Source organism: Kitasatospora sp. NBC_01560, from assembly GCF_045208415.1.
Taxonomy (GTDB): Bacteria; Actinomycetota; Actinomycetes; order Streptomycetales; family Streptomycetaceae; genus Kitasatospora.
In genome coordinates, this window is sequence record NZ_CP109364.1 from 6,945,334 (window position 1) to 6,968,849 (window position 23,516).

The window sequence follows — 23,516 nt, forward strand, 5'->3', positions numbered from 1 at the left end:
GGCGCGGCACGTCCGACACGTGCACGGCCGCCCGACGGACGCGGCGAGCGGAAACCGACTCCCTTCCGAGGGCTTGGTTCCGCATGCCCGCCCGGGGCTGTCGAGAGGAACCTCATGACCTTCCGTAACGAGTCCGCCGCTGCCACCACCTCCACCGCCACCAAGCGCAACCGCGTTCGGATGGCTGTCGTGGCGGGCGCTGCTGTCGCGGCCCTGCCGGTGGCCGGCCTCGTCACGGCCACCTCGGCCTCTGCCGCCTCGGTCTCCACCTGGGACGCTGTCGCCCAGTGCGAGAGCGGCGGCAACTGGGCCATCAACACCGGCAACGGTTTCTACGGCGGTCTGCAGTTCACCTCCAGCACCTGGGCCGCCTTCGGCGGCACCGCCTACGCCTCGCAGGCCAACCTGGCCACCAAGGCGCAGCAGATCTCGGTCGCCGAGAAGGTCCTCGCCTCGCAGGGCCCGGGCGCCTGGCCCGTCTGCTCCGTCAAGGCCGGTCTGACCAAGGGCGGCGCCCCCGCCGCCGTCGACACCTCCGCCGGCTCGGCCGCCGCCGCCAAGCCGGCCGCCCCGGCTGCTCCGGCCGCCACCGCCGCGCCGAAGGCCGCGCCGGCCCCGAAGGCTGCCGAGGCCCCGAAGGTCGCCCCGAAGGCCGCCGAGGCCCCGAAGGCCGCCGCCGCGCCGAAGTCCGCCGACTCCGCCAAGTCGTGGAAGTCCGACAAGGCCGCGAAGTCCGACAAGGCCGCGACCTCGAACGACGCCCAGCCCGTGACCGGTGGCAGCTACACCGTCAAGGCCGGCGACACCCTGAGCAAGATCGCCTCCGCCCAGGGCATCGACTGGCACACCCTCTACAACAACAACGCCAAGGTCATCGGCGGCAACCCCGACCTGATCCTCCCGGGCCAGACCCTCGCGGTCTGATCCAGGCGTTCCTGAGCCCGGGGCCCCACCGGCCCCGGGCGCTGTCCTGTGGACGTACTGTCCGACGGCCGCTTCTCCGCTGTGCGGGGGAGCGGCCGTCGGCGTGTCCGGCGTGTCGGAGTGGAGCCGGACGGCGCGCGCCTAGGGTCGGCTGCTGTGCCTTCTCAGCGTTCATAGGATCAGGCGTGAATCCTTCGTACCGATTGGCGGCCCGGCGCGCCGCGCTGCCGCCCTCGCCGCCGCCCTCGGTGCCCTGCTGCTGACCGTCGGGCTGCTGCCCGGCAGCCTCGCCCGGGCCGCCCCGGCCGTCGCGGAAGCGATCTGGGACGACCTCGCCGAGTGCGAGAGCGGCGGCGACTGGCGCGCCAACACCGGCAACGGCTACTTCGGCGGGCTGCAGATCTGGCCGCCGACCTGGGAGGAGGCCGGCGGCCTGCGGTTCGCCGGCCGGCCCGACCGCGCGAGCCGGCGTCAGCAGACCGCCGTCGCCGAGGAGATTCTCCGGATGCAGGGGTGGGAGGCCTGGCCGGCCTGCGCGCGGGACATCGGGATGATCGGATGAACCGATGACTGTGAGGCCGGGTGGCCGGGTGGCCGGGTGGTCGGGTGGTCGTTACTCCGTGACCCCTGACTCCTGACCTGTGACCGTGCTGGCTGTCGTACGGGTGCGCGAGGATGGTGGTGTGATCCAGGGCGAGTTGTTCGGGCCGTCCGGCGAGGGGCCGGGCGGGGGCGGGGCCCGTGAACGTTCGGAGCCCGCGCCGGGCGCCGTGCTCCTCCCCGGCTGGCTCGACGCCGCAGCCCAGCTGCGCCTGGTCGCCGCCTGCCGGGAGTGGGCCCGTCCGCCGGCGGGGATGCACACCGTCCGGATGCCGACCGGCGGCGTGATGTCCGTCCGGACGGTCAGCCTCGGGTGGCACTGGTACCCCTACGGCTACCGGCGGACCGCCGACGACGGCACACCCGTCAAGCCGTTCCCGCCGGAGCTCGGCCGGCTGGCCCGCCGGGCCGTCACGGACGCGTACGGCGAGGCAGCCGGGGCCGTCGCGGGCGCGGTCGACTACGAGTCGGACATCGCGATCGTCAACCACTACCCGCACGGTGCCAGGATGGGCCTGCACCAGGACCGTGACGAGCGCACCGATGCGCCGGTGGTCTCGCTGTCGCTCGGCGACACCTGCGTCTTCCGCCTCGGCAACACCGAGACCCGTACCCGTCCGTGGGTCGACCTGGAACTCCGCAGCGGCGACCTCCTGGTCTTCGGCGGTGCGGCCCGGTTCGCTTACCACGGTGTGGTGCGGACGCTGCCCGGCACGGCGGAGCCGGCGCTCGGGCTGACCGGGCGGCTCAACATCACCGTCCGCCGGTCCGGCCTCCAGGACTGACACGGTGGGCGGTCCTGGGGTGTCTCCGGGGTGTCTCCGGGGGCGCGTCCGAGTCGGGCGCGTGGGGCCTGTTCGACAAGTTTGCGAGTCGATGGGTCCTCGTTCGAGTGAACCGGAGCGATGGCCCCCGGGTGGGGGGAATGCCCGGGGTCGCCGGAGAATTCGATGGGGCGGGAGAATTCGACAGAACGGGCGCCGACAGCCGGACGGGAGACCTCCGTCCGGGCCGGTGGTCCGGAGAGGAAGCGCACGCATGGGTACCCCCGTCGACGAACTCGTCGAACTGCTGGACCTTGAGCAGATCGAACTGAACATTTTCCGCGGGCGCAGCCCCGAGGAGGCGCTGCAGCGGACGTTCGGCGGTCAGGTGGCCGGCCAGGCACTGGTGGCCGCGGGGCGCACGGTGGACAGTGACCGCCCCGTCCACTCGCTGCACGCCTACTTCCTGCGCCCCGGGGTGCCCGGCGTGCCGATCGTCTACCAGGTGGACCGGATCCGGGACGGCCGCTCCTTCACCACCCGCCGGGTCCTGGCCATCCAGGGCGGCCGGTCGATCTTCGCGCTCACCGCCGACTTCCACGTCCCCGAGGAGGGCGCCATCGAGCACCAGCACCCGATGCCCGAGGTCGCCGCCCCGGAGGACCTGCCCAGCGCCCTGGAGGAGGTCGGCTCCCGTCTCGGTGAGCTCCCCCCGTTCATCAGCCGCAGACAGCCCTTCGACATCCGGTACGTCGACCGGCTGCGCTGGACCAAGGAGGAGCTGGCCGGTGTCGAGGCGCGCAGCGGCGTCTGGCTGCGCACCAACGGTGCCCTGCCCGACGACCCGCTGATCCACGTCTGCGCCCTCACCTACGCGAGCGACATGACGCTGCTGGACGCCGTTCGCGCCCCCGTCGAGCCGCTCTGGGGCACGCGTCACTTCGACATGGCCTCGCTCGACCACGCGATGTGGTTCCACCGGCCGTTCCGGACCGACGACTGGCTGCTCTACCAGCAGGAATCCCCGATCGCGCACGGCGCCCGCGGCCTGGCCCGCGGGCAGATCTACGACCGCAGCGGCCGGCTGGTGGTCTCGGTCGTGCAGGAGGGCCTCTTCCGGCCCCTGAAGGGGTGAGCCGGCCCGTGGGCCCGCCGGCCCAGGCCTCGGCCGAGGGCCCGTGGGCCCGTGGGCCGGTGCCTCTGGTTCCGCGGCTCCTGGGTCCGTTGCTCATGGACCGGGCGGGTGGGCCCGACGGCTTGAGGGCTCGATGGGCGAGTTCACAGGCCTGAAACGGTCCGAGGGATGATCCACCCCGCCGACCGGTGTTGGAGTGGTGGGGGACCACGCACGGCCTGCGGGCCCCGGACCGGATTGGGAGGGCATGCCGATGACGGCGACAGCCGCGGAGGACTGGAAGCACTGGAGCGACAGCCGGGCGGCGACGGTGAGCTCACCGCACGGCCAGCTGGCGTTGACCGGGACGCACTGGCTGGAGTCCGAGCCCACCGCGATACCCGGCCTGCCCGGGCTCTGGTGGGCCGATGCGGAGGGCGTCCGCGTCCGCGCGGCGGCGGGGGACGGGATCACCGTCACCGGAGCCCCGGCCCCCGCCGACGGCGAGGTGCTGCTCCGCCCGGACACCGACCCGGCGGCCGACACCGCCACCCTCGGTGGGCTGCGCCTCGTCCCGATCGAGCGCGAGGGCCAGCTCGCCCTGCGCGTCTTCGACCCGGAGGCTCCCCGCCGGACGTCCTTCGCCGGGATCTCCGCGTACCCCTACGCGCCGGAGTGGGCCGTCCCGGCGGTCTTCACCCCGTTCGGGGCCGAGGACGCGCAGGCGGTCGTCGTCCCCAACGCGGACGGCAAGGACCGCCCGCTGGCGGTCACCGGCCGGGTCTCCTTCACCGTCGCCGGCGAGCACCGCACGCTGACCGTCAGCCGTGCGGGTGACCGGCTCAGCGGCGTCATCGCCGACGCGAGCAGCGGGACGGACACCTACCGCTTCCGCTTCATCACCCTGCCCGCCCCGGACGCGGACGGCCACACGGTGCTCGACTTCAACCGTGCCCACCTGCCGCCCTGCGCCTTCGCGGACCACTTCATCTGCCCCTTCCCGCCCCCGGGCAACCGGCTGGACTTCGCCGTCGAGGCGGGGGAGAAGCAGGTGCTGACCCGCTGACGGACGTCGTGCACGACCGGGGCGGTGGGGCGGCGACCGCCGCGAGCGCCGCCCCGGTGGTGGACGCGTCAACGGGCGGGGCGAATATGGGGGTTGTGTCGACCAATCATCCTGCCAATTCGGCGACCGGGCCCGCATCGTCCACGGGTGAGCCCGCCGATCCCGCCGACTCCGCTCCTCCGACGTCCCCGTCCGCCTCCTCCGGCGCCTCTTCTTCGGCCGCCGCGTCCGGGCCCGCGCCCGCCTGGTACCGCCGGGCCGCCCGCGGAGCCTTCGCCGACCTCAGCCCGCTGCGCGACAACGCCGACTACCGGCGGGTCTGGTTCGGCCAGGCCGTCTCCTCGATAGGCCAGCAGATGACGGCCGTCGCCGTCGCCATCCAGGTCTACGACCTGACCGGCTCCAGCTTCGCCACCGGCCTGGTCGGGCTCTTCGCCCTCTTCCCGCTGGTCGCCTTCGGCCTCTACGGCGGCGCCATCGCCGACACCGTCGACCGCCGGCGCCTCGGCCTGATCGGCTCGGCCGGCCTCGCCGCCGTCTCCGCCGTCCTCGCCGCCCAGGCCCTCGCCGGACTCGGCCTGGTCGCCGTCCTCTACGCCGCCGTCGCCGTCCAGGCCGGTTTCTTCGCCCTCAGCTCGCCCGCCCGATCCGCGATGATCCCGCGCCTCGTCCCGAGCCACCAGCTCCCCGCCGCCAACGCCCTGAACACCGTCAGCATGAACCTCGGCCTCACTGTCGGCCCCATGCTCGGCGGCGTCCTGATCGGCGCCTTCGGCGTTCAGTCCGCCTACCTCGTCGACACCGTCGCCTTCGCCGCCACCATCTACGCGATGTGGCGCCTGCCCGCGATGCTCCCGCTCGGCGAGCGCAAGGGCCGCGCCTCCGTCCTCGACGGCCTGCGCTTCCTGCGCGAGCAGCCCAACCTGCGCACCAGCTTCCTCGCCGACCTCGCCGCGATGATCTTCGGCATGCCGCGCGCCCTCTTCCCGGCCATCGCCCTGACCTTCTACGGCGGCGACGCCCGCACCGTCGGCCTGCTCGTCTCGGCCCCCGCCGTCGGCGCCCTCATCGGCGCCCTGTTCTCCGGCTGGGTCAGCCGCGTGAACCGCCACGGCGTCGCCGTCCTCGCCTCCGTCGCCGCCTGGGGCCTCGCCATCGCCGCCTTCGGCCTGGTCCGCAACCTCTGGCTCGGCCTCCTCCTGCTCGCCGTCGCCGGCTGCGCCGACACCGTCAGCATGATCTTCCGCAACACGATGATGCAGGTCGCCGCCCCCGACGAGATGCGCGGACGCCTCCAGGGCATCTTCATCGTGGTCGTCGCCGGCGGCCCCCGCCTGGGCGACTTCGAGTCCGGCGCCGTCGCCTCCCTCGCCGGCCCCGCCGCCTCCGTCGTCAGCGGCGGGCTCGCCTGCGTCGCCGCCATCACCCTCCTCGCCGCCCGCCGCCCCGCCTTCCTCCGCTACGACGCCCGCGACCCCACCCCCTGACCTCGCCCCCCGCGATACCTGGCAGCGAGCACCCCCCGACGTGCTGTATTGTTTTCCACGTCGCCAGCAACGGCGACAAGGTCGAGAAGCCCCACCGCAGAGCCGCAAGGCCCCGCCGAAGGCGCCGAGACCACGGGACGTGGCGCAGCTTGGTAGCGCACTTGACTGGGGGTCAAGGGGTCGCAGGTTCAAATCCTGTCGTCCCGACTGTGAAGTCGGTTGTGAGAGACGGTACTTGGGAATCCAGGTGCCGTCTCTTTCTGTTGTTGAGTCAGCTGGTGGTCGCATGGTGGTCGCCGGGCCACATCGGCCAGGCTGCTGAGGGTTCTTCTGTTCGTGTCTGCTGGTGTGCGGGCAGTTGCCGGTGCGGGCGTGGGTTCTGGTGCCAGGGGCGACGGGCGCGGCAGGCGGGCCGGCTGAGGGCGGCGCGGTCGGCGTTGTCGAGGATCCAGGCGACGGCGTCGACGGCCGCGCGGGCGGCGAGGAGTGTCAGGTCCGTGTAGATGTTCGCGCTGGTGGACAGGGTGCGGTGACGCAGGGTCTTGGAGATGACGGGCAGGGGGACGCCGGCTGCGGTGGCGAAGCTGGCGGTGAGGTGACGCAGGTCGTGGAGGGCGATGCGGGGGACGCCGGCCTTGTCGCAGAGCAGGTGGAAATGGTCGAGGACGTTCTTGGGGTGGAGAGGACGGCCGTGGCGGTGGAAGACGTAGCCGCCGGCGGGGGTGATCTGGCCGAACGCTCGTGTGCCGGCCCGGTCTTCGAGGGCGTCGACGACGCGGTCGGACAGGGCGACCCACGCCTTGCTGCCTTTGGTTTTCGGCGTGGTCAGCAGCATCTGGTTGTTGTCGACGACGGAAAGGGTGGCGCGGATGAAGAAGACGCGTTCGGGCAGGTGGACGTCGTCCCAGTGCAGGGCGAGTGCTTCGCCTTTGCGGATGCCGGAGCCGATCATGAGTTCGGCGAGGTCGGCGTAGAGCGGGTCGGTGACGTGGGTGAAGCGCAGGAAGCGCGCGGCCTGCTCCTCGGTCCACAGGTGCCTGGGGGCGGAGGCGGGGCGGGGCAGGAGCGGTGGCTTGGCTGGGTTGCGGGCCAGGCGCTCGTCGGTGACGGCGCTGCCAAGGGCGCTGGAGAGGGCGGCCAGGATCCGGTGGACGGTGACCCTGCCGCGGCCCCGGCGCAGCTGGTCGGTGACGAAGGCGCTCAGGTGCTGGCGGGTGAGGTCGATCAGGGGGATGGTGCCGAAGGCGGGGATCAGGTCCTGTTCGACGTAGGCGCGGTAGCGGGCCATGGTGGTGGGCTTGAGCCGGAGCTCTTTCTCGTCGAGCCAGTCCCGCAGGTATTCGGCGGTGCGCTGCCTGGGGTCGGTGACGACGCACAGGGCCAGGCCCTCGTTGAAGCGCCGCAGCGCGATGCGGGCGTCGAGCTCGTCGGGGAAGCCGGCACGGCGGATGGTGCGGCGGTGGCCGTCGAGGGAGGGCGTGTCGACGGCGAAGGCCCAGGTGCCGTGGTGCGGGTCGGCGGCAAGGCGGGGGCAGTTGGCGCCGAGCTGGCGCCGGTCGGTGTCGCGGCAGCCGCAGCGCCGGTAGACGCGCCCTCGGTCTTTGCCTGGGTTCGGTGAGCAGCGCATGGTGATCGCCTCGGAAGGTCGAGCGCGCGGGTTCTGCCTCCCATTCTGCTCCTCTGGGGCGACCACTGTGCGACCACGATCCCCGGAAAATGGCTATTGACCTGTGGGTCTCCCTTGGCTGGCGATAAGGGGAGATGAGCTGTAGGCCAGGCTCGGCCACGTTCGCGGCTCTTGGTTCTTGTGCTGCGCGGCCTCTTCGTCGTTCCGGTCTTCGGCGTCGTCGCTAAGAAGACATCTCATTTGGATGAGTTGAGTAGACTCTGAAGGTGCTGATCGTTGAGCGGCTGGTGCCGGACGAGCTGTGGGAGTTGTTCCAGTTGGTGGTGCCGGAGGCTCCGGTGCGCCCGCAGGGTGGGGGCCGGCGGCGCCACGGGGATCGCGAGGTCCTGGCAGCGATCGTGTTCGTCGCGACCTCGGGGTGCACGTGGGCCCAGCTGCCGCCGTGCTTCGGTCCGTCCGGGCCCACCGCGCACAGGCGTTTCACCGAGTGGAGCAGGGCCAGGGTGTGGGCCAAGCTCCACCGGGTGGTCCTGGAGGAGCTCGGCGCGCGAGGCGAGCTGGACTGGTCGAGGTGCGCGGTCGACTCGGTGAACATGAGGGCCCTGAAAAAGGGGAGCTGACAGGTCCGAATCCTGTCGATCGGGGCAAGTACGGGTCGAAGATCCACCTGCTCACCGAACGTACCGGTTTACCCCTGTCGCTCGCGGTCTCCGGGGCCAACGTCCACGACAGCCAGGCCCTGATCCCGCTCGTCGACGCCATCCCGCCGATCCGCTCACGGCGCGGACCGCGGCGCCGCCGTCCCGGCAAGCTGCACGCCGACAAAGCCTACGACCACCGCTTCATCCGCTCGTACCTGCGTCGACGGCGGATCCCGGCCCGCATCGCCCGCCGAGGCGTCGAGTCCTCCCAGCGTCTCGGCCGCCACCGTTGGGTGATCGAGCTCACCGTCGCCTGGCTCGGCGGCTTCCGCCGACTCCACCGCCGCTACGAACGCAAGGCCGACCACTTCGCCGCCTTCGCCAGCATCGCCGCAGCCCTCATTTGCACCCGACGACTATCCGAATGAGATGACTTCCTAGAACGGGTCGAACTTGTTGGAGTCGATCTTGGCGGCCAAGTCCACACCCTGGACTTTTCTGTGGACCGCCCCGGCGGGGAGCGAGCTGAACACCACCACCTGGTTGAGGGCGCCCGCGGAGTCCGCGGACACGACCTTGTCGTTCCAGTACTCCCTGCCCGCCAGGGAGTACCAGTAGCGGACCCGCACGCTGCCTCCGTGGGTGAACCCTCTTCCGGAGACCACGATGTTTGTGCCCCGGATGACGAATCCCTCGATGAAGGGGTGTTCGATGCCCAGGGCGTAGTCGAAGCTGCCGCGGGTGCTGTGCAGATCGCCGGCGGGGCAGGCCCCGCCGTACGGCCCGTAGAACAACCCCTGGCACTTGGCGCACGAGGTCCAGCCCAGCTGGACGTCGTAGGCCACGGAGACGCCGTAGGTGACGCCGTAGGCGTAGCTGCCGGTCGCCGTGTGCGTCCCGCCCGCTGGGCAGACGCCGTGGAAAGGCCCGTAGAACAGCCCCTGGCACTTCGGGCACGCAGCCCAACCGGGCTGGCACTGGTCCGAACCAGCCACGTCGTAGCGGAGGGTGTACGAGAAGCTGCCGACCTGCTCGTGCGGCCCACCCGCCGGGCAGACCCCCTTGAAATCGAACCCCGCGTAGTGGAGCCCCTGGCACTTCGGGCATGAAGCCCATCCGACCTGAACAGTCACGACCAACCCCCCTTGTTGTCGTCACGGAACCAACGGTCCCCCTTCCAAGCGGATACCCAGGTCTGGGCCGCCCCAAAGATGAATGGACACGCCAAGTTACGAACTGATCACCAAGGGTGGCCGCTGGCCAGCATGCGGAGATGAGCGTCTTGCAACTCGTCAGGGCCGGGCGGGCCGCACCACGGGCGGCTGGATGGAACCGCCTCGGCATCGCGCACAGGGTGAGAGCCGCGCACGGCCGACCACTTCACCACCTTGGCCAGCATCGTCGTCGCCCTCATTCGCCTCCGAAGACTCTCCAAATGAGATGTCTTCTAAGGTCTTCGTCGATTCCTTGTACCAGCCCCGGACTTCGCACGTGGGGTTTCAGGTCTCCAGCCAGCGGGGTCGGGTTTCGTCGATGCTGAGGAGTTCGAGCAGGTGTGCTTGGACTCCTCGGTTGAGGACGACGGGTGGGCTGGTCGCGGTGCCGGGCCGGATCGTCAGGCCGGCCAGGTGGTAGAAGATCACGCGGCCGGTGGGGCGGACGGCGCGGTTGTCGGGGTAGAGGCCGAGCATGGTCTGCTCCGGGCCAAGAGCCTGGCGTACTTGGCTCGATGCCGAAGACCTCCTCCACCGTCATTCCCGGGCCCGATCGCCCACGCGGACCAGCGGCGCGGGTGCGGACAGCCGGTTGGCGACCATCACCTCGATCACCTGGCCGTGGGTGGGGTGGGCGACCTCGCGGATCGGGCACAGGTCGTCGACGATCCCGGCCACGTCTAGTCGGCGCAGAAAATGGCAGAGGCAGGCAGGGCGCCCAGACACCTCTCCACCGCAGGCGTCAACTCCACCGTCATCCGAGGACAGCCAGTCACATGGCGCCCGACTGGGTTGTACCTCAGCCTGCGGATCCGGATTGGCGGCCGTGGTCGCGTCCGTAGGCTTCGAATGTCTGCTTCGGTGTGCCGTGTGTGTGGAGGAAGCGTTCGTCGAGGATGGCGGCGAGATCTTCGAGGGCTGCTTTGAGTGCCGAACCGGAGTGCCGGACCTCCGGATGTGCGGAGGCCGCAGCTTCGTCGGCTTGTTCGACGACGTCGCCGATCTGGGCGGGCAGGGAGGTGCGGTCGTCGCCGTCGTAGAAGTAGTAGGACTCGGCGTACTGCATGAAGTCGACGGAGACAATGGCGACTTCCCTGGAGAGGCTGTCGAGCAGATTTGCCCCGGCAGTCGGCCAGCCCTGTCCTGTCGTGGGGTGGCTGCGGCGCAGGTGGCAAAGGCGCAGGGCCAGGGCGCGTCGGCGGGCGAGGGCCGGGTAGATGCCGAGGATCCAGGAGACGGTGGCGCTCAGGAGGGCGAACCCGACGAGGGCCTCGATGGGGGCGACGATGCGTAGCCATCCGGCGGTCGGCGCGATGTCCCCGAGGCCGAGGGTGGTGAGGTTGACGAGGGAGACGTACAGCGCGTCCACGAAGCCGGCGTGTTCGGCGGGCTCGAGGCCGGTGGAGTAGGTGAAGGACACCGGCATGTGCGGCCAGTAGACGAGTGCCCAGCCGATCGCTGCGGTGAACGCCCACAGGGCCACGACCGAGACCATGGCGAGCGGGCCCGCCAGCCCGGCCGCTCGGCGGTGCGTGCTGAGGTGCGAGGTCAGCCGCCATGCGGCTGTCATGATGAGTCTGCTGAGTCCGCCGTGGCGGGTGGGATGCCACAGTGTGTGGAACACGTCCCGCAGAACGAGGAGTACCACGAGCGCCCCCGACACGGTCACCAGCCAGTCCATACCGCTTCCTTTCGCCGCGTGTCAGACTCTCGCGCCGGGAGGCGTGACCGCTGGAGCCGCGCGCACGGACCCGTACCCCTCCGCGCAGGTATTCCGTCCCGGCGACGACCACAGTCATGCACCCGGCGGGAGCGTCGGGCAGCTGTAGGCATGGGCTGCGCGACAGCGGCGGTTGCCTGGCGAGCACCGGGTAGGGCTGGTAGGTGGCCTGGGTGGCCCAAGCTGCCGCGACAGTGGCGCAGGCATGCTGGTTGTAGCGGCAGGATCGCGTAAATCGGCCGTTAGAGAGGCGGGCGCGGTGTGATGAATACGGCGGTTGTGCCAGACACGGCGGGCCTGCGGGTGCTGGTGGTGGAGGACGATCCGGTGATCGCGGACTCGCTCGTGCGCGGGCTGCGGCAGGTCGGCTACGCGGCGGACTGTGTCGGCACCGGCCGGGCAGCCTTGGCGCAGTCTCCGCCCGATGCGGTCCTGCTCGATCTGGGTCTGCCCGACATGGACGGCGTCGAGGTGTGCCGTCGGCTCAGGCAGCGCTCGGATGCGGCGATCATCGCCGTCACGGCCCGCGGTGAGGAGGCCGACCGGGTGCTGGCCCTGGACGAGGGCGCCGACGACTACCTGGTCAAACCGTTCGGCCTCGCCGAGCTGCTTGCCCGCCTGCGTGCGGTCCTGCGCCGCACTCACCCGGCCGATCACGAGCCGGTCCGGCACGGTCCGCTCGTCATCGACTCCCGCACCCGACGGGTCACCGTCGAGGGCCGCGAAGTCGCCCTGACGCCGAAGGAGTTCGACATTCTGGCCTGTCTCTCCTCCGATCCCGGGCGGGTGGTGACCCGCCAGCAGATCCTGGAGAGCGCCTGGGACGCCCACTGGTACGGGCCGACCAAGGTCGTCGACGTGCACGTCGCCGCGCTGCGCCGCAAGCTCGCGGTCCCGGGACTTATCGAGACGGCCTACGGGCGCGGGTTCCGGCTCGGCGAGGTGGCGTCACGGCCATGACCCGCCGGATCGCGTTGGCCCTGCTGACCCTGACGCTCGTCCTGCTGACGGCGGCGGCGGTGCCGCTCGGCCTGTCGATCACACAGCGTGAGCACGTGGCGTTCCGGGACAAGACGCAGGCCGCTGCCCGGGTGATCGCCTCCTCCGCCGAGGAGTACCTGTCGGACCACCTTCCCCCTGACGCGATGCGCGCGGACCTCGCCGCGGCTCAGCAGGCGGGCGACTGCGCAGCCGTCTACGACGCCGGCGGGCAACTGGTGGCCAGCACGCCCTGCACGGCCGCGCAGGGCCCGGAGGCCCGCGAGCTGGCCGCCGAGTCGCTCTCGGGCCGCGAGCCGGAGCCGCCCGAGGGCGAGGGCCGCCTGCTGGCCGCCGAACCGGTCGGGGACTTCCGCCAGCCGGGCGGCGCGGTCGTACTGGCAAGGTCCACCGCGCCGCTCGACACCCGGATCGCCGTCACGTGGGCATGGATCGCGCTGATCGGCGCAGGCGGCCTCGCCGCGTCGGCGCTGGTGTCGGTATGGCTGGCGCGGTGGGTGGGCCGCCCGCTGACGGCGCTGGACACCGCCGCGCAGCGCCTCGGCGAGGGCGAGCTGAGGGAGCGGGCCGCCGTCGCGGGCGGCCCGCCGGAGGTACGCAGGCTCGCCGCCACCTTCAACACCATGGCCGCCCGCACCGAAGCGCTGATCCACGGCCACCAGGCCGTCGTCGCCGACGTCTCCCACCAGTTGCGCACACCCCTGACGGCCCTGCGCCTGCGGCTGGACCTGCTCGCCGCCGCCCCTGAAGGCGCCGCGCCGGAGCTGCTGGCCTCGGCGCAGGAGGAGGTCGCGCGGCTCTCCCGATTGGTGGACGGCCTGCTGGCGGTCGCGCGAGCCGAGCAGGCGGTGCCACGGCCGGTAGCGGTGCGGGTGGACGAGGTGGTGCGGGACCGGGCGGCAGCCTGGGAGCCGGTGGCCCTGGAACACGGCATCCATCTCGGGTCGCGGTGCCGTGCGCCCGGGCCGGTCGCACTCGGCGCCGGCCACCTGGAGCAGATCCTGGACAACCTGCTGGCCAACGCCCTCGACGCCGTCGCCGAGGGCGGCACGGTCACGATCGACAGCGACCCGGCCCAGGACACCGTACGAGTGCGGGTGGTCGACGACGGCCCCGGCATGAGTCCGGAGGCCAAGGCCGTCGCCTTCCACCGGTTCGGCAACCCGCAAGCCCGCGGCAGCGGGCTGGGCCTGGCCATCGTGCACCGGCTGGTCACCGCCAACGGCGGCACCGTCCGCCTGGAGGACACCCCCGGCGGCGGACTGACCGCCGTCCTCGACCTGCCACGGTGGCGGGAGCGGCGCAACACCCCGACGGGTGGGCCGACGGCCGGGCCCGAGACAAGCACCTCGCCGTGATCTTTACCAGATCTGAGCAACCCGTGAGCAGGACCTGGAAAGGCGTGCGCGCATCGTGGTGAGTGGATTCACCACCCGCACCCGGACCACGAGGAGCGGTCACCATGGCCGACCCGCACACTGATTCCGAGCCCGAAGGCGGCTCTGTCCAGCGCCGCGAACAAGGCATGCGCAGGGTCTCCACCGTGACGCGGTGGACGGTCGCCGCGGCTGCCGCGGGCTCCGCCGCCCTCGGCCTTGCCTACACCCAGCTGCTGCCCGGGACTTCGGCCACGCCCGCCGCCGCCCCCGCAACCGGAGGCCTGCCTGCCTCCGACCCCGCCTGCACCCAGCCGGCCCCTGCCCCGACCGGCGCACCCACACCCGTCACACGCCGCGAGAGCGACGACGGGGACGAACGCGCGGCGGACGGTCAAGGCGAGCGCGCATCGGACGACAGCGAGCAGGGCACCGCCCAAGTACAGCCGGTTGCCGCCACGTGCCCCAGCGGCACCACCGCGCCCGGCCTCAATCCGCCCACCCAGCCGCCCGCCCCGGCTCAGCAGGCTCCGCAGACCCGGACCGGCGCCTCATGACGCACCACGACAGCCCCCCGGCGGCCGTCTCGTTCCCGGCGCTCGGCACCACCGCCACCCTGCTGACCACCAAACACCGCGCACTGGCCGAAGCCGAAACGATCCTGCTCTACGAGCTGGCCGCCATCGACGACGCATGCAGCCGGTTCCGCCCGGACTCCGAACTGAGCCGGGTCAACGCACGCGCCGGCACCCCCGTCACAGTGAGCGCACTGTTCGCGCAGGCTCTCACCGTCGCCCTGCGCGCCGCCGAACTGACCGACGGTGCCGTTGACCCCACCGTCGGGCAGGCCGTCCTCGCCATCGGCTACGACCGGACGTTCGCCGCCATACGGCCCGAGGACGCCACGCCCCTGCCCGTCGCCCGCCCGGCCACCGGCTGGCGCGAGGTCACGTGGGACCCACAGGCCCGAAAACTGCTGCTCCCGCGCGGGACGACGCTGGACCTGGGCGCCACCGCCAAGGCCCTGGCCGCGGACCGGGCCGCCGAACGCGCGGCCCGCGCCACCGGCGGCGGCGTGCTGGTCAACCTCGGCGGCGACCTCGCCACCGCCGGTCCCGCACCGAACGGAGGCTGGTCCGTCGGAGTCTGCGACGACCACGCCTCCACCGAGCCCGGCCCGGTCGTCACCGTCACCTCCGGCGCCCTGGCCACCTCCGGCACGGGCGTGCGGACCTGGCGGCGAGCGGGCCGCACCGTGCACCACATCGTCGACCCCGCCACCGGCCGCTCCACCGCGCCCCACTGGCGCACCGCCACCGTCGCCGCCGCCACCTGCGTGGACGCCAACACCGCCAGCACCGCCGCCATCGTGCTCGGCCCCCAAGCCGTCGACTGGCTGACCCGGACCGGCCTGCCCGCCCGGCTGGTCCACATCGACGGCACCGAAACCCGCCTCGGCGACTGGCCCCAGGCCCCGACCAGCGGAGGCCACCGGTGAACACCGCCACCGCCCTCGCTGCCAACCCGCTCTGGTACGCCACCCGTGCGGGCGGGACCGTCGCCCTGCTGCTGCTCACCGCGACCGTCGTCCTCGGCATCGCGGTGGGCGGCAAGGGCGCTCCGCGTCGGATCGGCCGCTTCGAGGTCGGACTGCTGCACCGCAATCTGGCCGTGCTCACCCTGGCGTTCCTGGCCCTGCACATCGCCACCGCCGTCCTCGACCCCTTCGTCCACCTGGACTGGGCCGCCGCAGTCGCCCCGTTCGGCGCGTCCTACCGGCCGCTGTGGCTGGGCCTGGGCACCGTCGCATTCGACCTGCTGCTCGCCGTCCTGGCCACCAGCGCCCTGCGGCTGCGCCTGGGCCGCGGCCGCTGGAAGGCGGTGCACTGGCTCGCATACGCCGCCTGGCCGCTCGCCCTCTTCCACGCCGCCGGCACCGGAAGCGACACCCGCCTGCCGCTCCAACTCTGGCTGTACGCCGGCTGCCTGGCCACCGTCGTCGTCGCCGTGTGGTGGCGGCTGTACCGCGCCGGGCCCGGCCGTACCGTCCCCCGGCTAACCGCCGCCCTCGCGGCTGCGGTCGTGCCCGTTCTGGTCGCCGCGTTCCTGGCCACCGGGCCGCTGCAGCCCGGCTGGTCCCACCGCGCCGCCGCCCTGTCCCTGACCGCCCTGGGAGGCATCCGATGAACCAGGCACCCGCCCGCACGCTCCAGCAGGCGACCGGCACAGCCAGGCTCCTCGACGCCTGGCACACCACCGGCCGCCCGGCGGACCTCGCCGATCACCTGGAACGCCACGGTGCGGCACCCCGCCCGGGTGCCGCGCTGATCGCGGCCGTCGAGGAGGCCGGGCTGACCGGACGGGGCGGAGCCGGGTTCCCGACCGGCCGCAAGATGCGCGTCGTCGCCGCCCAGCGCCGCCGTGCTGTCGTCGTCGCCAACGGCATGGAGAGCGAACCGGCCAGCCGCAAGGACCAGACCCTCCTGGCCGTCGCCCCGCACCTCGTCCTCGACGGGGCGGTACTCGCCGCCGAGGCCGTCGGCGCCGACCGCGTCCACCTGTGCGTGCCGCGCACCCGCACGCACCAGCTGCGCGAACTGACCGCCGCGATCGACGAACGCCGTGCGGCCGGCCTCGACACCGTTCCGATGGTCCTCCAGGAGCTGCCGCACGGCTACGTCACCAGCGAGTCCACCGCACTGGTCCACTGGCTGAACGGCGGCCCGGCCCGCCCGCTCGGATCCCCACCCCGCACCCACGAGAAAGGCGTGCACGGGCTGCCCACCCTGGTCCAGAACGTCGAGACCCTCGCCCACCTCGCACTCATCGCCCGCCACGGCCCCCACTGGTTCCGCCAAGCCGGAACCGCCGAAACCCCGGGCACCGTCCTGATCACCGTCGGCGGGGCCGTCCGCGACCCCGGTGTCCTCGAAGTCGAGTCCGGTACCACGATCGGTGCGCTCCTCCAGCAGGCCGGCGGCCCCACCGAACCACTCCAGGCCATCCTGGTCGGCGGCTACGCCGGCACCTGGCTGCCCGCCGGCCAGGCACTCGCCCTGCCCTTCACCCGCGCCAGCCTCGCACCCGCCGGAGCAGCGCCCGGAGCAGGCGTCATCACCGCCCTGCCGCAGGACGCCTGCCCGCTGACCGAGACCGCCCGCATGCTCACCTACCTGGCCGCGAACGGAGCCCAGCAGTGCGGGCCCTGCCGCCTCGGCCTGCCGGCCGTCGCCGCCGACTTCACCGCCCTCGCCGACGGCCACGCCACCCCCGACCAGGTGGAACGGCTGCGCCACCGCGTCGGCCTGCTACCCGGCCGGGGCGCCTGCCGCCACCCCGACGGCGCCGCCCGCCTGGCCGCCAGTGCCCTGACCGCCTTCGCCGACGACGTCGATCACCACCTCCACCGCGGCCCCTGCCGCCGCCCGGCGGTCCTGCCCGCGCCACCCACCGCCCGGATCAGGGAATGGCGATGACCCCCGCCCTCGCCCTGCTGCGGGTCGACCGCATCGCCTGCACCGGCCACGGCCAGTGCGCCGAACTGCTGCCCGAACTCATCAGCCTCGACGAATGGGGCTACCCCGTCCTCCACGACACCGCCGTCCCACCCGACCTCCACGCCCACGCCCGGCGCGCCGTCCGTGCCTGCCCCCGACTCGCCCTCCACACCGACCGGGCCCAGACCTGACCGCCGTGCCGCGTGCCGCCCCGGTCACCACCCAAGGCTGGACAGCCGGATGCGCCCACCGGCCGGCACGCCGAGAATGACCTTGACGATCCGACGGGAGCGCCCGACTCATGACCTTCTTCGACATGCTCAACCCGCACCAGGAGAGCCACAGCGCGGGCCGGGCCGGTTGGCTGCGCGCCGCCGTGCTCGGCGCCAACGACGGGCTGGTGTCCATCGCGAGCCTGATGGTGGGCATCGCGGCGAGCGGGGCGAGCACCTCGACAGTGGTCACCGGCGGCCTCGCGGGGCTGTCGGCGGGCGCGTTGTCGATGGCCGCCGGTGAGTACGTGTCCGTCAGCTCGCAGGTCGACGTCGAGACCGCAGACCGGGCCAGGGAGCAGCGCGAACTCGCCGAGAACCCTGAGGCCGAGCTCGCCGAACTCACCGCCATCTACCAGGCCCGCGGCGTCCCCGGCGACCTCGCGCGGCAGGTCGCGGTCGCCCTCCACGAGGCCGATCCGCTCCAGGCCCACCTGCGTGACGAACTCGGCCAGAGCGAGCACACCGCCGCCAGGCCGCTGCAGGCCGCCCTGGCCTCCGCCGCGAGCTTCCTGATCGGGGGACTCCTCCCCTTCCTCGGCCTCTTCGCCGGCACCACCACCGCCCGGCTGTGGCTGATCGTCGCCGTCACTCTCCTCGGCCTCGCCGTTGCGGGCGTTCTGGCTGCCCGCGCCGCCGGGACCGGCGTCCTGCGTCCGACCCTGCGTGTCGTCCTCGGCGGCGGGCTGGCCATGGCCATCACCGCCGCGGTCGGGCAGATCGCCAACGTCTCCGGAGTCTGACCGGAGCGGTGGACGAGGTCCCACCGGCCGAGCGTCCCGGCGACGCGGCCCAGTCGGGCCGCCGTGTTGCCGGCTCGGCACCGCCTCCGGCGGTCCTATGCGCCCGTGAGGTCGCGCCGCTCGAAGGCGGCGGCGCCGACCGTCATCAGGGCGAGGCCGATCCCGGTCATGACCACGGTGGAGACCGGGGCGAAGGACTCGGCCGGGACGGTGGCGAGGTGGTGGAACGGGGACGCGTCCAGGACCCAGCGGGGCCAGTGCAGAGCGGGCCCGATCAGCTGGACGAGGTACACGGTGACCGCGACCGCGACCGAAGCCGCGACGGTCAGGCGCGGCCGCGCGCCGTACAGGAGGACGGCCACGCCGGTGAGGAGGACGGCGACGGGCAGGGTGTTCAGCACCGACCCGAGCGTGTCGGTGATACCGACGTCCGCTCCGCCGATCGCGGTGCCGGTCCACAGCGCCAGAGAGGCGGCCACGGCGATCAGCATGGTTGCGGCCACCGTCAGCAGGAGGTGGCCGGCGAGCCAGCGGCGGCGGGAGACCGGGCGGGCGAGGGTGTTGTCGAGGCGTCCGGCGGCCTCCTCCGTACGGGCGGCGCCGATCCGCCAGCACGCGTACAGGGCCAGGAACAGGCCGATCAGTACGGCCATGATGCCGAGGTAGGCCTTCGTGGCCTGCGCCGCGTCCCAGCCGAGGGCCTGGAGCACCTTGCGGTAGGCCGGGTCGTCGGCGATGAGATCAGTGACGGTCCTGAGCGTCGAGCCGATCACGAACGCGTAGGCCGCGACACCGATCACCCAGCCGATCAGCGCACCCCGGGTGCTGCGCCAGGCGAACGCGGCCGGACCGCCCAGCAGTCGGGCCCGGGATGTCCGGCGGTCCGGTTCGGCCAGCAGGGCCCCGCCGGTGTCGCGGGCCCGGCGCAGCCGGACGGCCACCGCACCCAGCAGGACGGGCACCGCCAGCAGTGCCGCCAGGGCCTGCCACCGCGGGTCCCGGTAGGGGTGAAGTTCGTCCATCCAGCCGAACGGGGTGAGCCAGCGCGCCCAGCCACGTGAGTCGCTGCTGTTGGCGAGCATCCGCACGAGGAACATCAGCCCGAACACCGCCGCCGCGGCGCCGGTCGCCCGCCGTCGGACCTCGAACGCCTGGGCGGTGATCGCGGCGACGCCCGCGAAGGTCGCCGCGAAGCCCGCGACGGCGAGCCCGAAAAGGACCGAGCCGCCCGCGCCCGTGCCGGCCGTGGTCAGGACCATCGCGATCGCGGCACCGATCACGGCGATGGCGCACGCCAGGACCGTGAGCTGCACGAGGACGGCCCGGCCGGCCCGCAACGGGCCCGCCAGGACGAGTTCGGCCCGTCCGGACTCCTCCTCGCCGCGCAGCAGCCGCCCGGTGGTGAGCAGCGCCCAGATCCCCACGATGGACACCAGGACCCAGCCGCCGTCCCAGGCCACGAAGCCGCCCGGAGTGTCGATCGCGTGCGGGATGCCCTGCAGCATCCGCAGCGCCGGGTTGTCCTGGAGCGTGGCGAGCCTGGAGCGGGAGGCCGTGTCTGGATAGGTGCCGAGGTAGGAAAAGACCTCGACCGCGCTGTAGGCGGCGACCGCCAGGGCCAGCAGGACCGTGCCGCGCCGGACCAGTCGGGCCGACAGTCGCGCGAGCGCTACCTGCGGACGCCGTCCGCGGTCATGCGGAGTCCGGCCGCCGGAAGCCGCGGATACGGTGGCGGGTCCCGTCACCGGTCCGCCTCCTTCCCGCTCTCGCCGGCGGTCGCGGGCCGGGAGCCGTGAGCGGCGGCGACGGCTTCGCGCTGTGCGGGGGTGGCCTCGTAGTAGGTCAGGAAGATCTCCTCCAAGGTCGGCTCGCGGCTGCGCAGGCGCACCAGTCCCGCGCCGGCGAGCCGGGAGAGCACGGCCGTCGGCGGCCCGGTCACCGACACCCGGACGCCGCTGTCGATCGGCTCCACGGCGGTCACGCCCGCCAAGGAGGCCAGTTCGGGTACCGGGCCTTCCAGCACGGCTTCGAAGACCGTGCTGTTCAGTCGGCGCAGGTCCGCCAGGGCCGCGATCTCGACCAGCCTGCCCTCGCGCAGGATCGCCACGCGATGGCAGAGGTCCTCGACCTCGTCCAGGATGTGCGACGACAGGAAGACGGTCTGTCCCCGAGCGGCGGCCTCGCGGGCCAGAGCCTGGAACTCGGCCTCCATCAACGGGTCCAGGCCGGCCGTCGGCTCGTCCAGCAGCAGGACGTCCGGCAGGGTCATGAACGCCGCGACCAGCGCGATCTTCTGCCGGTTGCCCTTGGAGTACGAGCGCGCCCGCAGGCCCGGATCGAGGCGCAGCCGCTCGACGAGCTCGTCCTGGAAGGCGAGGTCGACGGCGCCGGACAGGTTGCCCAGGTACGTGAGGATCTCCAGACCGGTCAGCTGCGGCCACAGCGAGACATCGCCCGGGACGTAGGAGAGGTGGCCGTGGGCCCGCTCCACGTCGGCGACGGGAGCACCCATGATCCACGCGGAGCCGGCGGTCGGCCGGATGAGGTGGAGCAGCAGCCGGATCGTGGTCGACTTCCCCGCCCCGTTGGGGCCCAGGAAACCGAAGATCTCTCCCTGCTCGACCGACAGGTCCAGTCCGTCCAGGGCGACCACCCGGCCGAAGCGCTTGGTCAGCCCCTCGGTACGTATCGCGGTGTTCCCCATCCCGCACCTCCGTGGCTCGGCGGGTCCGTTTCCACGCTACGGCGCGACGCGGGCACCGGGCAGCGGGCGAAGGACCCCTCGAGTGCGGCGTTCGGCTACTGCGGCCGTCCGCCATGGCGTTCGGCCACAGAGCCGGCCACTTGGTGGCCGCGTCCTCCGTCGGAGTGGACCATTGAGGGGAGGCGATGTGGGCCGGTGGGCCCTGTACCGGGACGCGGTACCGCGATGAGGTGAAGGTCCGGGCCGCCGTTGCGGCTGCTGTCGGCGATACCCGGGGAGACCGGAGGATGTCGTGCCGGATGCAGAGAGCCTGACGACCGGCCGTGACCAGGCCCGGCCAGTGGCTGCACGTGCGCGCCGATGGCTGGAGCCGGGTCTGCTCGTGGCAACCGCCGCGGCGCTGGCGGCCGGCGGGATCGCCTGGCTTGCCGGCAGCCAGACCGCCGCCGACCTCTGCTGGGCGGTCGGCACCGTGCTGGCCATCGTTCCGGCGGTGGCCTGGGTCGTGGTCGCGCTGCGCAAGGGACGCGCCGGCGTCGATCTGATCGCGGTGCTGGCCCTGGTCGGCACCCTGGCGGTGGGCGAGTACCTGGCGGGCGCCCTGATCGCCCTGATGCTGGCCACCGGACGGGCCCTCGACGCTGCCGCCGAACGCCGTGCCTCCCACGACCTGCGCGCCCTGCTCGAGCACGCGCCGCGCTCGGCCCGTCGCCGCACAGGCCGGGAGGTGGCCGTCGTTCCCCTGGCCGACGTCGCGGTCGGCGACGTGCTCGTCGTCGGGCCCGGTGACGTGGTCCCGGTGGACGGCCGGGTCAGCGACGGCACGGCCGTGCTCGATGAGTCCGTGCTCACCGGCGAGTCCGAACAGGTGGAGCGCGCAGTCGAGGACACCGTGCGCAGCGGTGTCGTCAACGCCGGCGGCGTCTTCGAGATCACGGCGACCGCCACCGCCGAGGACAGCACCTATGCGGAGATCGTCCGCCTCGCCGAGCAGTCCGGCGCACAGCGGGCACCCACCGTGCGCCTCGCCGAGCGCTACGCCGCCTGGTTCCTTCCGCTCTCCCTCGCGCTCGCCGGCCTGGCCTGGCTGCTGAGCGGCTCCGCCACGCGGGCCGTGGCCGTCCTGGTGGTGGCGACCCCCTGCCCGCTGCTGCTGGCCGCGCCGGTCGCCATCGTCTCGGGGCTCTCACGCGCCGCACGGCGGGGTGTCATCGTCCGCGACGGCGTGGCACTGGAGAACCTCGGCCGGGCCCGCACCCTGGTGATCGACAAGACCGGCACCCTCACCGCCGGCCGCCCCCGCGTCCTCGAAGTCGCCGCCGCCCCCGGCCGCACCCCGACCGAGGTACTGCGCCTGGCGGCCTCACTCGACCAGGTGTCCACCCACGTCCTGGCCCAGGCCATCGTCCACGAGGCCCGCACCCGCGACCTCACCCTCTCCCTCCCGCAGGACAGCACCGAAGTGCCCGGACGCGGCCCCGCCGGGACCGTCGACGGCCACCACCTCACCGTCGGCAAGAGCGACCTCGCGCCGTCAGCCCTCCCCGCGTGGGCGCGGGCGGTCGACAACCGCGCCGTCCTCGACGGGGCCGCCATCGCCTGGCTCACCGTCGACGACACCCTGGCCGGCGCCGTCCTGCTGCGCGACCCGCTGCGCCACGACGCCCCGCACACCGTGCAACGGCTGCGCGAAGCCGGACTGACCCGGCTGGTCATGCTCACCGGCGACCGCCCCGAGCCCGCCCGCGAGGTAGGCGCCGTCCTGGGACTCGACGAGGTCCGCTCGGGGCAGTCACCCGCCGACAAGGTCGCCGCGGTCCGCGCCGAATCCGCCCGTGCCGTCACCCTCATGGTCGGCGACGGCGTCAACGACGCCCCCGCGCTGGCCGCCGCCGACATCGGCGCGGCGATGGGCGCACGCGGCTCCAGCGCCTCCTCCGAAGCCGCCGACATCGTCCTCACCACCGACCGAGTGGACCGCCTCTCCGACGCCATGGAGATCGCCGTCCGCGCCCGCCGCATCGCCGTCCAGAGCGCCGCCGGCGGCATGGCACTGTCACTGCTCGCGATGGTCGCCGCCCTGTTCGGCCTGCTGCCCCCGGCCGCAGGCGCGCTCCTTCAGGAGGCCATCGACGTCCTGGTCATCCTCAACGCCCTGCGGGCCCTGCTGCCCGCCCGCGGCGCCCGCCCGCCGCTCGAACCCGACACCGAAGACCTCATCCACCGCTTCGCCGACGAACACGACGATCTGCGCGACACCCTCGACGCCATCCGCGAAGCAGCCGGCCTGCTCACCACCGAACACGGCCCCCGTGCCCTCGCTGCCGTCCGGGAGATCGACCGCCTCCTGACCGAGCGGGTCCTCCCGCACGAACACGCCGAGGAACACCAGCTCTATCCCGCCCTGACCCGCCGCCTCGGCGGCTCCGAAGCCACCGAGACCATGAGCCGCGCCCACACCGAGATCGACCGCCTCGCCCGCCGCATCACCACCCACCTCCGCCTCGCCGACGAGGAAGGCCACTTGCGGCCCGAGCAGATCGACGACCTCACCGCCTGCCTCTACGGCCTCCACGCCGTCCTGCGCCTGCACTTCCAGCAGGAGGAGGAGAGCTACTTCTCCCTCGTCCCCTGAACACCGTCCGCCGAGACCGGAGGCCACCAGCTGGGGCACTTCTCCCGTGGACCGGTGGCAAAGTGCCGCCGCCCTGCCGACCACCGCTGCCTCGTGTCCGCCCGGGCGAGGACGAGGACGCGGCACCGCAGGC

At 72.9% G+C, this 23,516-nt stretch carries 23 protein-coding genes and 1 tRNA gene; 17 read left to right on the forward strand and 7 right to left on the reverse strand.

Features of this window, described 5'->3' with window-relative positions; genetic code table 11:
• The first annotated feature begins 114 nt into the window (after positions 1–114).
• From OH807_RS30080 to OH807_RS30110, 7 genes are all read left to right on the forward strand, one after another.
• Complete coding sequence (locus tag OH807_RS30080) at positions 115–924, forward strand: transglycosylase family protein (protein WP_406205060.1); 810 nt, start codon at positions 115–117, stop codon at positions 922–924.
• Positions 925–1,243: 319 nt separating this feature from the next.
• Positions 1,244–1,486, forward strand: coding sequence for a transglycosylase family protein (locus OH807_RS30085; protein ID WP_406211278.1), 243 nt, complete (start codon positions 1,244–1,246; stop codon positions 1,484–1,486).
• 124 nt (positions 1,487–1,610) lie between these two features.
• Complete coding sequence (locus OH807_RS30090) at positions 1,611–2,309, forward strand: alpha-ketoglutarate-dependent dioxygenase AlkB family protein (protein ID WP_406211280.1); 699 nt, start codon at positions 1,611–1,613, stop codon at positions 2,307–2,309.
• A gap of 253 nt (positions 2,310–2,562) precedes the next feature.
• The gene (locus OH807_RS30095) at positions 2,563–3,423 is read left to right on the forward strand and encodes an acyl-CoA thioesterase (RefSeq protein WP_406205063.1); all 861 of its coding nucleotides are present in this window, start codon (positions 2,563–2,565) and stop codon (positions 3,421–3,423) included.
• Positions 3,424–3,676: 253 nt separating this feature from the next.
• Positions 3,677–4,468: a DUF1684 domain-containing protein gene (locus OH807_RS30100; RefSeq protein ID WP_406205064.1), complete on the forward strand. Its 792-nt coding sequence runs from the start codon at positions 3,677–3,679 to the stop codon at positions 4,466–4,468.
• A gap of 86 nt (positions 4,469–4,554) precedes the next feature.
• The gene (locus tag OH807_RS30105) at positions 4,555–5,955 is read left to right on the forward strand and encodes an MFS transporter (protein WP_406205067.1); all 1,401 of its coding nucleotides are present in this window, start codon (positions 4,555–4,557) and stop codon (positions 5,953–5,955) included.
• 133 nt (positions 5,956–6,088) lie between these two features.
• A tRNA-Pro gene (locus OH807_RS30110) sits at positions 6,089–6,162 on the forward strand.
• 64 nt (positions 6,163–6,226) lie between these two features.
• Here the strand turns inward: OH807_RS30110 and OH807_RS30115 are convergent.
• A complete protein-coding gene (locus OH807_RS30115; protein WP_406205070.1) occupies positions 6,227–7,582 on the reverse strand; it encodes a tyrosine-type recombinase/integrase in 1,356 nt (451 codons plus the stop codon).
• 272 nt (positions 7,583–7,854) lie between these two features.
• Here OH807_RS30115 and OH807_RS30120 point away from each other — a divergent pair.
• Positions 7,855–8,651 (forward strand): IS5 family transposase gene (locus OH807_RS30120; protein WP_406211282.1). Its coding sequence is split into 2 segments (ribosomal slippage): positions 7,855–8,187 and positions 8,190–8,651, totalling 795 coding nucleotides; the frame shifts between segments, so codons are not numbered across the junction.
• 9 nt (positions 8,652–8,660) lie between these two features.
• Here OH807_RS30120 and OH807_RS30125 read toward each other — a convergent pair.
• The 4 genes from OH807_RS30125 to OH807_RS30140 all read right to left on the reverse strand — a co-directional run bounded on the left by OH807_RS30125 (position 8,661) and on the right by OH807_RS30140 (position 11,118).
• Entirely contained in the window at positions 8,661–9,356 is a 696-nt protein-coding gene (locus tag OH807_RS30125) for a hypothetical protein (protein WP_406205073.1), read from the reverse strand.
• Between the two features lie 366 nt (positions 9,357–9,722).
• Positions 9,723–9,914, reverse strand: a complete 192-nt coding sequence (locus OH807_RS30130) for a hypothetical protein (protein WP_360209916.1) — start codon at positions 9,912–9,914, stop codon at positions 9,723–9,725.
• Between the two features lie 60 nt (positions 9,915–9,974).
• Positions 9,975–10,115 carry a hypothetical protein gene (locus OH807_RS30135; RefSeq protein WP_360209914.1) on the reverse strand — a complete coding sequence of 47 codons (141 nt, stop codon included), beginning with the start codon at positions 10,113–10,115 and terminating at the stop codon, positions 9,975–9,977.
• A gap of 121 nt (positions 10,116–10,236) precedes the next feature.
• On the reverse strand, positions 10,237–11,118 hold the full coding sequence (locus OH807_RS30140; RefSeq protein ID WP_363364736.1) for a potassium channel family protein: 882 nt from the start codon (positions 11,116–11,118) through the stop codon (positions 10,237–10,239).
• Positions 11,119–11,436: 318 nt separating this feature from the next.
• Here OH807_RS30140 and OH807_RS30145 point away from each other — a divergent pair, with 318 nt between their 5' ends.
• The 8 genes from OH807_RS30145 (at position 11,437) to OH807_RS30180 (ending at position 18,044) form a co-directional block, all read left to right on the forward strand.
• On the forward strand, positions 11,437–12,117 hold the full coding sequence (locus OH807_RS30145) for a response regulator transcription factor (protein ID WP_406205078.1): 681 nt from the start codon (positions 11,437–11,439) through the stop codon (positions 12,115–12,117).
• The gene (locus tag OH807_RS30150) at positions 12,114–13,514 is read left to right on the forward strand and encodes a sensor histidine kinase (protein ID WP_406205081.1); all 1,401 of its coding nucleotides are present in this window, start codon (positions 12,114–12,116) and stop codon (positions 13,512–13,514) included. Before OH807_RS30145 ends, OH807_RS30150 begins: the two co-directional genes overlap by 4 nt.
• Positions 13,515–13,618: 104 nt before the next feature.
• Positions 13,619–14,089: a hypothetical protein gene (locus tag OH807_RS30155; protein WP_406205084.1), complete on the forward strand. Its 471-nt coding sequence runs from the start codon at positions 13,619–13,621 to the stop codon at positions 14,087–14,089.
• Positions 14,086–15,030, forward strand: a complete 945-nt coding sequence (locus OH807_RS30160; protein WP_406205087.1) for an FAD:protein FMN transferase — start codon at positions 14,086–14,088, stop codon at positions 15,028–15,030. The genes OH807_RS30155 and OH807_RS30160 overlap by 4 nt, the downstream gene beginning before the upstream one ends.
• Positions 15,027–15,719: a ferric reductase-like transmembrane domain-containing protein gene (locus tag OH807_RS30165; RefSeq protein WP_406205089.1), complete on the forward strand. Its 693-nt coding sequence runs from the start codon at positions 15,027–15,029 to the stop codon at positions 15,717–15,719. Before OH807_RS30160 ends, OH807_RS30165 begins: the two co-directional genes overlap by 4 nt.
• Positions 15,716–17,008 carry an NADH-ubiquinone oxidoreductase-F iron-sulfur binding region domain-containing protein gene (locus OH807_RS30170; RefSeq protein ID WP_406205092.1) on the forward strand — a complete coding sequence of 431 codons (1,293 nt, stop codon included), beginning with the start codon at positions 15,716–15,718 and terminating at the stop codon, positions 17,006–17,008. Before OH807_RS30165 ends, OH807_RS30170 begins: the two co-directional genes overlap by 4 nt.
• A complete protein-coding gene (locus OH807_RS30175) occupies positions 16,999–17,220 on the forward strand; it encodes a ferredoxin (RefSeq protein ID WP_406205095.1) in 222 nt (73 codons plus the stop codon). Before OH807_RS30170 ends, OH807_RS30175 begins: the two co-directional genes overlap by 10 nt.
• Before the next feature lie 110 nt (positions 17,221–17,330).
• Positions 17,331–18,044 (forward strand): VIT family protein, encoded by a 714-nt coding sequence (locus tag OH807_RS30180; RefSeq protein ID WP_360209898.1) that lies wholly within the window; start codon positions 17,331–17,333, stop codon positions 18,042–18,044.
• A 95-nt stretch (positions 18,045–18,139) separates the two neighbouring features.
• Here OH807_RS30180 and OH807_RS30185 read toward each other — a convergent pair whose 3' ends face one another.
• Complete coding sequence (locus OH807_RS30185; RefSeq protein WP_406205098.1) at positions 18,140–19,789, reverse strand: ABC transporter permease; 1,650 nt, start codon at positions 19,787–19,789, stop codon at positions 18,140–18,142.
• The gene (locus OH807_RS30190; protein WP_406205100.1) at positions 19,786–20,748 is read right to left on the reverse strand and encodes an ATP-binding cassette domain-containing protein; all 963 of its coding nucleotides are present in this window, start codon (positions 20,746–20,748) and stop codon (positions 19,786–19,788) included. The genes OH807_RS30185 and OH807_RS30190 overlap by 4 nt, the downstream gene beginning before the upstream one ends.
• A 376-nt stretch (positions 20,749–21,124) precedes the next feature.
• Between OH807_RS30190 and OH807_RS30195 the strand changes: the two genes are divergently transcribed.
• Positions 21,125–23,383, forward strand: a complete 2,259-nt coding sequence (locus tag OH807_RS30195; RefSeq protein WP_406211284.1) for a heavy metal translocating P-type ATPase — start codon at positions 21,125–21,127, stop codon at positions 23,381–23,383.
• The last annotated feature ends 133 nt before the right edge of the window (positions 23,384–23,516 follow it).

Bases quoted from the DNA above. Each gene is read 5' to 3' on its own strand.
- OH807_RS30180 (WP_360209898.1), top strand. From the start codon at position 17,331: ATGACCTTCTTCGACATGCTCAACCCGCACCAGGAGAGCCACAGCGCG.
- OH807_RS30175 (WP_406205095.1), top strand. From the start codon at position 16,999: ATGGCGATGACCCCCGCCCTCGCCCTGCTGCGGGTCGACCGCATCGCC.
- OH807_RS30190 (WP_406205100.1), bottom strand. From the start codon at position 20,748: ATGGGGAACACCGCGATACGTACCGAGGGGCTGACCAAGCGCTTCGGC.
- OH807_RS30115 (WP_406205070.1), bottom strand. From the start codon at position 7,582: ATGCGCTGCTCACCGAACCCAGGCAAAGACCGAGGGCGCGTCTACCGG.
- OH807_RS30095 (WP_406205063.1), top strand. From the start codon at position 2,563: ATGGGTACCCCCGTCGACGAACTCGTCGAACTGCTGGACCTTGAGCAG.
- OH807_RS30080 (WP_406205060.1), top strand. From the start codon at position 115: ATGACCTTCCGTAACGAGTCCGCCGCTGCCACCACCTCCACCGCCACC.
- OH807_RS30150 (WP_406205081.1), top strand. From the start codon at position 12,114: ATGACCCGCCGGATCGCGTTGGCCCTGCTGACCCTGACGCTCGTCCTG.
- OH807_RS30140 (WP_363364736.1), bottom strand. From the start codon at position 11,118: ATGGACTGGCTGGTGACCGTGTCGGGGGCGCTCGTGGTACTCCTCGTT.
- OH807_RS30100 (WP_406205064.1), top strand. From the start codon at position 3,677: ATGACGGCGACAGCCGCGGAGGACTGGAAGCACTGGAGCGACAGCCGG.
- OH807_RS30155 (WP_406205084.1), top strand. From the start codon at position 13,619: ATGGCCGACCCGCACACTGATTCCGAGCCCGAAGGCGGCTCTGTCCAG.
- OH807_RS30170 (WP_406205092.1), top strand. From the start codon at position 15,716: ATGAACCAGGCACCCGCCCGCACGCTCCAGCAGGCGACCGGCACAGCC.
- OH807_RS30130 (WP_360209916.1), bottom strand. From the start codon at position 9,914: ATGCTCGGCCTCTACCCCGACAACCGCGCCGTCCGCCCCACCGGCCGC.
- OH807_RS30105 (WP_406205067.1), top strand. From the start codon at position 4,555: ATGGGGGTTGTGTCGACCAATCATCCTGCCAATTCGGCGACCGGGCCC.
- OH807_RS30160 (WP_406205087.1), top strand. From the start codon at position 14,086: ATGACGCACCACGACAGCCCCCCGGCGGCCGTCTCGTTCCCGGCGCTC.